We start from the raw sequence: 10,781 nt of genomic DNA on the forward strand, positions 1-10,781 counted from the left end.
AACTACGGGCTGGGTACCATGTGACCACGCCCGGGAGCCGGAACGCAACATTTTCCCGACGTCTTGTCGGAACGTTCATAGGAGACCCGTGCCCGAGACGGCGCCCCCGAGAGGGCTACGCCGACAGCACGCTCAGATCCGCCCCCGACCACCGCTCACCCAGCCCCGTCAGCGTCACCTGCCGGACCTCGTCCGTCGTGTCGCCGACGGCGCGGTGGATGACGACCTGGAGCCGCTCGTCGGTCAGCTCCTCGACCTTGCCCTCGCCCCACTCCACGACGATCACCGACTCGGGCAGCGAGACGTCGAGATCGAGGTCCTCCATCTCGTCCAGGCCGCCCGAGAGCCGGTACGCGTCCACGTGGACCAGGGGCGGGCCGTCGCCCAGGGAGGGGTGTACGCGGGCGATCACGAACGTCGGCGAAGTGACGGCGCCCCGCACACCGAGCCCCTCGCCGAGCCCCCGGGTCAGCGTGGTCTTGCCGGCGCCCAGCTCACCGGTGAGCATCACCAGGTCGCCGGCGCGCAGCAGCTTGGCGAGCTTGCGGCCCAGTTCCCGCATCTGGTCGGGCGAGGTGATGGTCAGCTCGACGGACGGCTCGGGCTGCGCGCCGGTGGACTGGGGGGTCGGCTCGGGCTCAGCCGGGTTGTGCGGTGCTGCTGGTGCTTCCATAGCCACCCACGTTAGCCCCTGCGGGCACCGCACCCGCGCGGGTCAGCAGGTCCGCGAGACGGTCGGTGACGACCTCCGGGTGCTCCAGGATCACCAGATGCCCGGCGTCCGGCACCAGCACCAGCTCCGCCTCCGGCAGCAGATCGGCGATCGCCTCGCTGTGCTCGCTCGGCGTCACCAGGTCCTGCACCCCGGCCAGGACCAGCACCGGCAGCTCCGCGAAGTGGGCGAGCGCCTCGGTCTTGTCGTGGTCGCTGAACGCCGGGTAGTACTCGGCGACGACATCGATCGGCGTGGACTCGATCATCCGCTCGGCGAACCGCGCGACCGCCGGATCCACGTCCCTGGACGCGAACGAGTACCGCTTGATGACCCCGGCGAACAGATCCGCCGTCGCCCGCCGCCCCTTCTCCACCAGTTCGGCCCGCTGCCCCAGCGCCTTCAGCACCCCCGGCAGCACCCGCCGCACCGCGTTGACCCCGGCCACCGGCAGCCCGAAGTTCACCTCGCCGAGCCGCCCCGACGACGTACCGACGAGGGCCACGCCGACGACCCGCTCGCGGATCAGCTCGGGGTACTGGTCGGCCAGCGCCATCACGGTCATCCCGCCCATGGAATGACCCACCAGCACCAGCGGCCCCTCGGGCGCGGCGGCGTCGATGACGGCCTTCAGGTCCTGCCCGAGCTGCTCGATGGTGACCGGCTCGCCCCGCTCCACCTGGGCCGCGCCCCGCGCGGACCGCCCGTGGCTGCGCTGGTCCCAGTGCACGGTCCGTACGACGCCCCTGAGCGCGGCCCGCTGGAAGTGCCAGGAGTCCTGGTTGAGGCAGTAGCCGTGGCTGAAGACGACGGTGACGGGCGCGGGGGCCTTGCGGCCGAACAGCCGACGCCTGCGCGCCGGTGCGGCGGCCGTCTCGGGGTCCGGCTCGTCGACCTCGTAGTACAACTCGGTGCCGTCGTCGGCGTACGCCTTGCCGGGGGTGCCGCGCAGCGTGCCGTACGGTCCCGCCGCGTCGAGCGCGAGGCGGGCCTTGCGGCGCATGCCCCGGCCGACGGTCATCCGCTCTATCGCGACGCCAGCGGCGGCGCCGGTGGCGATCACACCTATCGCGACGCCCGCGATGCCGGTCGCCCGGCGCCACCCGCCGGACGCCCCGGCCGCTCCGGACGCCCCGGCGGCGGAGGCGACGGCCGCCACGGCGGCACTCGCGACGGCCTCCGCACTGCTCTCGGTCACGTACCGCTCCTCTTCACCGGCTGCTGATCACGGGCGGGGCCGCTGCGACGACTCGGCCCCATGGAGATAGACGCGCGGAACGCGTGGTCCGATCCGCGTGACGATCTCGTACGCGATGGTCCCCGCGGCCTGCGCCCAGTCCTCGGCGGTGGGCTCACCCCGGTCACCTGGCCCGAACAGCACCGCTTCCGTCCCCTCCGGCGGCTCGTCGCCACCCAGGTCGACGACGAACTGGTCCATCGCGACCCGCCCCGCGACCGTGCGCCACTTGCCCTCGACCAGCACCGGACCGGCGGAGGAGGCGTGCCGCGGGATGCCGTCCGCGTAGCCGAGGGGGACGAGGCCGAGGGTGGTCGCGCCCGGGGTGACGTAGTGGTGCCCGTAGCTGACGCCGTGCCCGCCGGGGACGCGCTTGACCAGCGCGAGGGAGGCGGACACCGTCATCACCGGCCGCAGCCCGAAGTCGGCGGGGCTGCCGATCTCGGGGCTCGGCGAGACGCCGTACATCGCGATACCGGGGCGGACGAGGTCGAAGTGGGTCTCGGGGAGGGTGAGGGTGGCGGGTGAGTTGGCGATGTGCCGCACGTCCGGCCGGACGCCTTGCTGCTCCGCGTACGCCACCATCTCCCGGAAGCGGGAGAGCTGGGCGGCGATGGAGGGGTGCCCGGGCTCGTCGGCGCAAGCGAAGTGGGACCAGAGGCCGGTGACGCGCACGAGCCCGTCCCGCTCGGCGGTCAGCGCGGCGGAGACGAGTTCGGCCCAGTCCTCGGGCTGACAGCCGTTCCGCCCGAGCCCGGTGTCGGCCTTGAGCTGCACGAGCGCGGGCCGCCCGGCTCGTCGAGCTGCCCCAACGACCTCGTCCAGGGCCCACACCCCGCTCAGGGACACGTCGATGCCGGCCTCGATCGCCTCCCGCCAGGGCCCTCCGGGCGTCCACAGCCAGCACATGACCCGTACGTCGTCGGGCACACCGGCGCCCGGCGCGCGCAGCGCGAGCGCCTCCTGCGGTGTGGCCGTGCCCAGCCAGGTCGCCCCGGCCTCGACGGCGGCGCGGGCGCAGGGGAGCGCGCCGTGCCCGTACGCGTCGGCCTTGACCACGGCCATGAGGGCGGCACCGGGCGCGAGTTCGCGCAGCCGGCGCACATTGCCCCGCAACGCGTCCAGGTCGATCTCGGCACGAGCTCGCAGGGTGCCGGCCTGCTGGGCATCTGTCTCAGTCATGGTGGGGCCAGTGTCTCAGAGGGGAGGGAGGGGAACCGCGAGGGCTTACCCGGCGGCGGACGGCTCGGGCCCGGCTTGCCCCTTCCCCAGGGGCAGAGGACATGGTGGCCCTGTGCACGAGGACTTGATCAGCATCGGGGAGCTCGCGGCCAGGACCAGGCTGAGCCACAAGGCGCTGCGGCTCTACGGGGACCGGGGGCTGCTGACGCCCGCCCATGTCGATGAGCGGACCGGGTTCCGCCGCTACGGCCCCGACCAGGTCGAGCGGGCCCGCCGCATCGCGCTGCTGCGCGGCACCGGGATGCCCCTGGCGCAGATCGCGGAGGTCCTCGATCCGAGCGCCGAGGTCTCGGAATCGGTTCGGCTGCTCGACGCCTACTGGCGGCAGCAGGAGTCCGCACACGCCTCCCGACGGGCGGCGGTCGGCTACGCCCGTCACGTTCTGACCGGAAGGAAACCGTCCATGTACGAGATCGCCGAGCGCGACGTCCCCGAGCAGAAGGTGCTCTTCACCCAGCGCCACGTGACGGCCGCGGACCTGCCCGGCTTCCTCTCCGAGGCGACCCAGCTGCTCTTCTCCCACCTGCGGGGGACCGGGGCCGGCCTGTCCGGGCCCGTCTTCGCCGTCTACCACGGCCTGGTGAGCGAGGACTCCGGCGCTCCCGTCGAGGTCTGTGCCCCGACGCGCGACGCGATCGAGCCGGCCGGGACCATCGGGGTGCGCATCGAGCCCGCGCACCGTGAGGCGTACACGGCCCTGGCCAAGCGGCACGAAGGCTACGCGGCGACGGCCGCCGCCCACGACGCCGTCCTCGCCTGGCTCACCGAACAGGGGTACGTCCGCAGCGCGTCCCCCCGGGAGGTGTACTACCCGAACTGGGCGACCGCCGAGCCCGACGACCACGTGGCGGACGTCGCCTGCCCGTTCCTCGCCCGTCCCGCGGCGCAGGCGCCTTCCCCTTGATTCCTGACGGGCAGGTGATTCCTGAGGAACGAGCCCGCCGGCCGCGTGTCTCCGCGCCCGTCACCCCCGCACGACATCCCGCCAGGCCCCCGGAATCGCCGCAGCCACGTCATGCGCCGCCACCGGTGCTCCTCCGGCCCCCGCCGCGAACCGCCCCGCCAGCCCGTGCACGTACGCCCCCGCACTCCCCGCGTCCACCGCCGAGAGCCCCGCCGCCAGCAACGACCCCGCAAGCCCCGACAGCACGTCACCGCTCCCCGCCGTCGCCAGCCAGGGCGTCCCCGTCGGGTTCACCCGCACCGGCCCGCCACCGGAGTCGGCCACCAGCGTCGTCGACCCCTTCAGCAGCACCGTCGCCCCGTAGCGCCCCGCCAGCTCCCGTACGGCGGCCAGCCGGCCGCCCTCGACCTCCTCCCGCTCGACACCCAGCAGCGCCGCCGCCTCCCCGGCGTGCGGCGTCATCAGCGTCGGCGCCGTCCGCGCCCGTACCGCCGCCGCCTCGGCCAGCCGCAGCCCGTCCGCGTCGATCAGCACCGGCACCTCCGACGCCACCACCTCCGCGACCGTCGCCGCGTCGTCCCCGGCCCCCGGCCCGGTCACCCACGCCTGCACCCGCCCCGCGTGCGCGGGCCCTCGGTCCGACACCAGGGTCTCGGGGAAGCGGGCGATCACGGCCTGCCCGGCCGGACCGACGTACCGCACGGCGCCCGCGCCGCCCCGCAGCGCCCCTGCCACCGCGAGCACGGCCGCCCCCGGATAGCGCGCGGACCCGGCCGCGATCCCGACCACCCCTCGCCGGTACTTGTCGCTCTCCCCGCGCGGCACCGGCAGCAGCCGCGCCACATCCGCGTGCTGCAAGGCCCCCATCTCCGCCTCCACCGGCAACTCCAGCCCGATGTCGACCAGCCGCACCGACCCCGCGTACTCCCGCGCCGGATCGATGAGCAGCCCCGGCTTGTGCGTCCCGAACGTCACCGTGACATCGGCCCGCAGGGCCGCCCCCCGCACCTCCCCGGTGTCGGCATCGACCCCGCTCGGCAGATCCACGGCGACGACCACGGCCCGCGACCGCTCGGCGGCAGCGGCGAGCGGCACGGCATCCGGCCGCAGCCCGCCCTTCCCGCCGATCCCGACGATCCCGTCCACGACGAGATCCGCCCGCTCGATCAACGCCTCCGCCCCGTCCGTCCCCACGGTCCGGCCACCGGCCCGGCGCAGCGCCGCGAGCCCTCCGCCGTGCACACGGTCCGGCGCGAGCAGCACCGCGCTCACCCCCGCGCCGCGCCGGGCCAGCCGGGCCCCGGCGTACAGGGCGTCGCCTCCGTTGTCACCGCTGCCGACCAGCAGCACCACCCGGCTGCCGTAGACCCGCCCGAGCAGATCCGCGCAGGTCGCGGCCAGTCCGGCGGCGGCGCGCTGCATCAGCGCCCCCTCCGGCAGCCGTGCCATCAGTTCCCGCTCCGCCGTCCTGACCGTCTCCACGCTGTACGCAGTACGCATGCGTCCGAGTCTCCCGCACGCGCCGCCTCAACTCCCGTACCACGCAACCCGGTCGCCCCCATTGACGTACGGCCGCGCCCGCGCCACACTCACGCGCCCCTAGGGGTGAATCGATTCAGTCGAACCGTTCGACGCGACCAGAGAGGCCATGAACCCATGGGACGCAGAGCCGCCCTTCTCACCACAGCCGCACTCCTCACGACCGCGGGCATCATGACGGCCCCCACCCCCGCCCGCGCCGCCGTCTGCGGCGAAGGCGCTTACCAGGCCGAAGCCGTCCAGAGCGGCGGCACCTGGACGGCCCGCCGCGGCGGCAGCACCGTCTACACGGGAACGGACATGCGCGCGGCCGTGCAGGCGGCGATCAGCAGCCTGACGTCGGGCCGTACGACGAAGGAACGGGTCGTGGTCCGCGGCTCGGGCTCGATCTCCGCCGGCTCCCGCATCTCGCTGCCCAGCTACACCACCCTCGACGTCTGCGGCACCATCAACGTCACCGGCAGCGGCACCGGCGACCAGGCCCCGGTCTACTCCCGCGGCACCCGCGACATCGAGGTCCAGCACCTGAACGTCACCGGGACGCCCCTCTACGGCGTCTTCCTGCGCAACGTGCAGAACGCGACGCTCGGCCAGATCGACATGCGCCTGTCCTCGGGCCTCGGCATGCGCATCGACAACCGCGGCGACACCAGCCAGTGGACGCGCAACGTCCGCATCGACAGCGTGTACGTCTCCGGCGCCTCCAGCCACGCGGTGGAGACGTACGGCGTGGACGGCTTGTCCGTCGGCACGATCACGGCCCGCGACGTCGGCGAGTCGGGCCTGCTGCTGAACCAGACCATCAACGCGACGGTGACGAAGGTCGACGCGGAGAACGCCGGCACGGGCACCGGCTACGCCGCCTTCCGCATGGCCAACCGAAACGGCCGTATCGGCAGCTCGTACCCGACGAACATCCGCGTCGGCGAGGTCATCGCCCGCGGCGGCGGCAGGGGCGTCTTCTGCGTCTCGGAGAGCGGCGGCGCGACGATCGACCGCGTGACCCTCTCGAACACCGGCAACAACTCGGTCCTGATCGAGAACTGCTACAACGTGACCCTGGCGGCCCAGGGCGGCACGATCACGGGCGGCGGCGAACTCCGCCTGGCGGCGCGCTCGGAGTTCCCGAACAACAGGGACATCACCATCCAGAACCTGACGGTGACGAACAGCGCGATCCGCGAGAGCCCGTGCGGCGAGAACACGACGTTCCGCAACAACACCCTGATCAACAGCAGCCAGTCGATCTGCTAACGCCGCCGATTACGCAGAAACGCGAAGACGACGGTGAGCACAGCGGCGACGACGAGCAGGGCCTGCCCCCAGACGGGAAGCTCGACCCCGGCTCCGGGAAACCCGAGCTCGACCACGCTCCTCACCCCTCCGCGACCACAACGGCGGAGGCAACCCCGGCATCATGGCTGAGCGACACATGCCACGACCGCACCCCCAGCTCAGCGGCCCGCGCGGCCACGGTCCCCTTCACCCGCAGCCGGGGTTGCCCACTGTCCTCGACATACACCTCGGCATCGGTCCAGTACATCCCCGCGGGCGCCCCCAGCGCCTTCGCCAACGCCTCCTTGGCAGCAAACCGCGCCGCCAGCGAGGCGACCCCGCGCCGCTCCCCACTGGGCAACAACAACTCACTCTCGATGAACAGCCGCTGAGCCAACCCGGGCGTCCGCTCCAGCGACGCCGCGAACCGGTCGATCTCAGCAACATCAATCCCGACACCGATGATGCTCATGAGGGGCACCTTACGGGCCCGGAAACCCGAACCGGAGATCCCCGGTAACCGCCGGGCCACTCGCTTCCAGAAGGCGTAGTGGTGGTCGGCCGCGAAGTCGGTCTGCCCGATGCGCCCGGCCTCGAGCCGCCGCACGTACGGGGCGTAAGCTCACCACACGTCGATGATGACCTCACTCCAGAAGTCACCCTCATTCCCGATCTTCGCGTCGATGCTCTGGAAGTGACGCAATACCCCACGAGATACGAGAAGACCGCCACTTCCTACGAAGCAGCGGTCACCCTCGCGCCGTTCCTGCTCTGGGCAAGATCCGCTTGAAGACGAACCCTAGACCAAGCGATACAGCGTTACCCAGATGTTCCAGCATTCCCTGGGTGATACCTCGGCTACTTGTACATTCACTGGCCCTGCCGGTCGAGGGACACGCAGCAGTCGTTTTGGAGGGACTTCTCTCCCCGACCAAACGGCATCGAAAACTACCAGATCGCTGCCCGCCTCCCAGTGTGTAATCGTCTCCCAATGCAGGGCAGGAAAAGCATCGATAACGGCATTGATCACATCTGTGACAGAAGTCTTTGCCCTCCGCTGCACAAACAGATCTAGGCTGGGCACGTACGTGAGTGGCCCCTCGCCAGCCGCCAGCACCAAGGCCTGCACTCCTGCGACAGAGTAAGTGCCGACGATGCGGTCGGTCTGGCCCGCCCGCCAGTAGTCAGTGGCCTCTTCTGAATCATCTTCGTCATCCTCGACACCCCCTTGCCACAACTCCCGAATGGATTCCGGCAGGCACACATAAAGCCCTCCCAGAGAATCGATCCACGCCGTCTCGGTTGTCATCGGAGCGATCGCATCCCCATTACACGCCCGGGGCCTCAAAGGCCAGAAAGCCTTTGAGGTCGGGTAAAGTCATCCTGCTCTCAATCGGTTTGCTTCAGCGGACCGAATCGAGACGGGTCAGAGCGCTACCATCATCCTCGTGCCACTGGCAATGTGTCGCATACAAGTAGCCTGCACCGCCATTGAGTACGAACCACTTCCCGGGGTCCTCAAAAGGGCCCACCGAATCCGACGGGTGAAATTCAGGGACGAGGCAGATCTCAAGTCGACTGCATTCAGTCGACACATGCATAAATCGAACATTCGAAAAGAGGACGTCGATTCGAGTCGGCGACGTCTCGGCCAGGCTACGCAAGAGTAGTTGACGGTAACTGACAGAGTAGTGCCATATGCGGAACGGGCGCTCCCACTTAGCGATAAGCTCCACTAGGAACCTCCGAATTGCCGAAATCCCGAGAGAATATCATCGGTGACATCATTTCCTCCCATTCAGAAGGAAAGGCGATCGCACCCAAGGTTTCCCACCCTAGACCGGATCGCCTCCGCGGTCCCCTCCGGCAACGACAGACTTACCCTCGCCCCTGGCGCTTCGCCGATGCTGTACGACGTCTCACTCATGACACCAGTTTGCCAAACGAGGAGGAAACGGCTCCAGCCGCCGCTCTCCGCTTGGCTCGCGTGGCACACCGGGGGCGAGCGGAGAGCCTCGACACACGACTGCCCCCGAGCCCGCAACGCACTCGCCGCAAGTCACACATTCGACCTATTGAGCACTGAGCCTCAGTCTCGATCTCCACTAATCATGCGCGCTGCATCTGTTACTACTTCGCTCCATACTTGAAGCCCTTCAACCTCAAACTCATCGAGGAGAGCCCTTCGCACCTCACTCATCGGCCGCCCACTGCGAGTTGCTCGGACACGCTCAAGTACTCGTTGATACGTCGCGACATACTCTCGAACCTCCGGCATCGCTTCGTCGTAGCCATCCGTACCCGACACTTTCAGCTCGCTCTCGTTCTTTTGGGACATTGAGCATCAGAAATCCAGTCGTTGTACAAGGCTTTAGGGCGGCTTGCTTCCCACGGTCAGAAGCTCGCGAAAGACCTGAACTCGTGATCCTGCAACGGGAAGGAACTGGAAAGGATCTCCGACCTTCTTTCTCCTGCCAGGAGCGATACCAGGAATTCTACACAGCCCACCTCGAAATGCTCCCACCAGGCACCCCTGGCCTCGTTCACCATCACTGTCCAGTCATCAGGGTGAGTTCCTGCTGCCGCCAGCCAGTAGATGAATTCTCCGTTGTCTGTGGAGGCCCAAGGGATGAGCCTGCTTCCGGGCGACTCCAGCAATTGCGTCGGCTTCTCCTCGCCCTCCTCCCATAGAAGTTCGAAGCCTTCGTCTCGCTCTTCGATGGAGGAGAGGAGGTCGTAAGGGCGCTTTGGACAATCGGACTCCAGAAGCCACAAATAATTGTCGAAGCACCCCCCGCCGTAGGTATCGATCAGTTCTCGATAGTCCGCTGGCAGCCGGATTCCCAGCTCTCGGGCAACATCACCCCAGTCTCGGGGACGCGTGGCGCCTTGCGGGAGAATCACCAATTGGATCAACCTTTGGATATGCACGTTCATCGCCTTGGCCTGTTCAGAACTGTCTGGAAGATGTCAAGTCCCCCTGATCCGTTGGCGCGAATGCTCACACCGATCGGATACGGGTTGGCCGGGCCAGCACCGAGTGTTGTGCATAGATCGGGATGAGGGTGTACTGCACAGTCTGCCCATCCCTATCGACGGCCCTCCGTACTTGATTTTCCAGACGTCGCGTTCCTGGATGGTTGGCGTACTGATGCAGGGTCACGAAGTTCCGGGGGTCACTGTTCGAGCCACCGAGCTGCGCACCCCAGAGGTGAGAGCGGTTGCATCCCATTGCGCTGACCCAACCAGCCGGATCGACGCTGAAATTGGTCGTACCACCAAGGTTATCCCGGGTAGCGTGACGCCGATACCTGTGGCTCGACCGTGTTCGTCGAGCTCTCCGTACCCGCCGCAGTTGTGGACGAGGAGGGGTGGGGCGTCTGCGAGTACATCGTCACGCCCGGGATCAGCTGTGGGTCACCGACATCACCGAACACCCCACCTTCGAGGGCAAGGTGTACTGCGCGGTCGTCCTGGACACGTTCTCCCGCCGTGTCGTGGGTTGGTCGATCGACGCCTCACCCACCGCAGCCCTGACCACCAACGCCCTGGCCATGGCCATCGGCAACCGCTCCCCGAGCCCGGGCAGCACCATCATCCACTCCGATCACGGCGTGCAGTTCGGGTCCTGGGCATTCACCGAACGCGCTCGCGCCTCCGGCCTGCTGCCCTCCATGGGCTCCATCGGGGACTGCGTGGACAACGCGATGATGGAGTCCTTCTGGGCCCGGGTCCAGGTCGAGTTACGAGTTGGTGCGTGATAGTGGGTGAGGCGTCGTGCCTGGCCGGTGGCATGATCCGTCTGTGGCGATCATGGTCAATCGAACGGTGCTGGCACATCGGCTGCTCACGGGGGTCTCGCGGCGGCATCT

General features: G+C 69.0%; 10 protein-coding genes and 1 pseudogene. 3 read left to right on the top strand and 8 right to left on the bottom strand.

The window, feature by feature from the left end:
* Positions 1-115 precede the first annotated feature (115 nt).
* Genes tsaE through alr form a run of 3 tightly spaced genes read right to left on the bottom strand, consistent with a single transcriptional unit; the run spans position 116 to position 3,131 of the window.
* Positions 116-673 carry a tRNA (adenosine(37)-N6)-threonylcarbamoyltransferase complex ATPase subunit type 1 TsaE gene (gene tsaE / locus N4P33_RS06525; RefSeq protein WP_260825302.1) on the bottom strand — a complete coding sequence of 186 codons (558 nt, stop codon included), beginning with the start codon at positions 671-673 and terminating at the stop codon, positions 116-118.
* Positions 639-1,910, bottom strand: a complete 1,272-nt coding sequence (locus N4P33_RS06530) for an alpha/beta fold hydrolase (protein WP_260825303.1) — start codon at positions 1,908-1,910, stop codon at positions 639-641. Before N4P33_RS06530 ends, tsaE begins: the two co-directional genes overlap by 35 nt.
* A 27-nt stretch (positions 1,911-1,937) precedes the next feature.
* On the bottom strand, positions 1,938-3,131 hold the full coding sequence (gene alr / locus N4P33_RS06535) for an alanine racemase (RefSeq protein ID WP_260825304.1): 1,194 nt from the start codon (positions 3,129-3,131) through the stop codon (positions 1,938-1,940).
* Between the two features lie 112 nt (positions 3,132-3,243).
* Between alr and N4P33_RS06540 the strand changes: the two genes are divergently transcribed.
* Positions 3,244-4,095: a MerR family transcriptional regulator gene (locus N4P33_RS06540; RefSeq protein WP_260825305.1), complete on the top strand. Its 852-nt coding sequence runs from the start codon at positions 3,244-3,246 to the stop codon at positions 4,093-4,095.
* A gap of 60 nt (positions 4,096-4,155) precedes the next feature.
* On the opposite strand, the gene N4P33_RS06545 is transcribed toward N4P33_RS06540, so the two are convergent.
* A complete protein-coding gene (locus N4P33_RS06545) occupies positions 4,156-5,595 on the bottom strand; it encodes an NAD(P)H-hydrate dehydratase (protein WP_260825306.1) in 1,440 nt (479 codons plus the stop codon).
* A 156-nt stretch (positions 5,596-5,751) separates the two neighbouring features.
* Here N4P33_RS06545 and N4P33_RS06550 point away from each other — a divergent pair, with 156 nt between their 5' ends.
* Positions 5,752-6,888, top strand: coding sequence for a hypothetical protein (locus N4P33_RS06550; protein ID WP_260825307.1), 1,137 nt, complete (start codon positions 5,752-5,754; stop codon positions 6,886-6,888).
* A gap of 121 nt (positions 6,889-7,009) precedes the next feature.
* On the opposite strand, the gene N4P33_RS06555 is transcribed toward N4P33_RS06550, so the two are convergent.
* From N4P33_RS06555 to N4P33_RS35655, 4 genes are all read right to left on the bottom strand, one after another.
* Positions 7,010-7,381, bottom strand: coding sequence for a holo-ACP synthase (locus tag N4P33_RS06555; RefSeq protein WP_260825311.1), 372 nt, complete (start codon positions 7,379-7,381; stop codon positions 7,010-7,012).
* 327 nt (positions 7,382-7,708) lie between these two features.
* The gene (locus N4P33_RS06560) at positions 7,709-8,218 is read right to left on the bottom strand and encodes an immunity 21 family protein (protein ID WP_260825308.1); all 510 of its coding nucleotides are present in this window, start codon (positions 8,216-8,218) and stop codon (positions 7,709-7,711) included.
* A gap of 1,085 nt (positions 8,219-9,303) precedes the next feature.
* The gene (locus N4P33_RS06565; protein ID WP_260825309.1) at positions 9,304-9,846 is read right to left on the bottom strand and encodes an SMI1/KNR4 family protein; all 543 of its coding nucleotides are present in this window, start codon (positions 9,844-9,846) and stop codon (positions 9,304-9,306) included.
* 64 nt (positions 9,847-9,910) lie between these two features.
* Complete coding sequence (locus N4P33_RS35655; protein ID WP_399028802.1) at positions 9,911-10,264, bottom strand: DNA/RNA non-specific endonuclease; 354 nt, start codon at positions 10,262-10,264, stop codon at positions 9,911-9,913.
* A gap of 28 nt (positions 10,265-10,292) precedes the next feature.
* Between N4P33_RS35655 and N4P33_RS06570 the strand changes: the two are divergent.
* Positions 10,293-10,655 (top strand): annotated as a pseudogene (locus tag N4P33_RS06570) (transposase); the annotation flags it as partial.
* Positions 10,656-10,781 lie beyond the last annotated feature (126 nt).

The organism is Streptomyces sp. 15-116A (genome assembly GCF_025290915.1).
Taxonomy (GTDB): Bacteria; Actinomycetota; Actinomycetes; order Streptomycetales; family Streptomycetaceae; genus Streptomyces.

Excerpts from the sequence above, each read along its gene's own strand:
- tsaE (WP_260825302.1), bottom strand. The coding sequence starts at position 673 with ATGGAAGCACCAGCAGCACCGCACAACCCGGCTGAGCCCGAGCCGACC.
- alr (WP_260825304.1), bottom strand. The coding sequence starts at position 3,131 with ATGACTGAGACAGATGCCCAGCAGGCCGGCACCCTGCGAGCTCGTGCC.
- N4P33_RS06545 (WP_260825306.1), bottom strand. The coding sequence starts at position 5,595 with ATGCGTACTGCGTACAGCGTGGAGACGGTCAGGACGGCGGAGCGGGAA.
- N4P33_RS06550 (WP_260825307.1), top strand. The coding sequence starts at position 5,752 with ATGGGACGCAGAGCCGCCCTTCTCACCACAGCCGCACTCCTCACGACC.
- N4P33_RS06555 (WP_260825311.1), bottom strand. The coding sequence starts at position 7,381 with ATGAGCATCATCGGTGTCGGGATTGATGTTGCTGAGATCGACCGGTTC.
- N4P33_RS06560 (WP_260825308.1), bottom strand. The coding sequence starts at position 8,218 with ATGACAACCGAGACGGCGTGGATCGATTCTCTGGGAGGGCTTTATGTG.
- N4P33_RS06565 (WP_260825309.1), bottom strand. The coding sequence starts at position 9,846 with ATGAACGTGCATATCCAAAGGTTGATCCAATTGGTGATTCTCCCGCAA.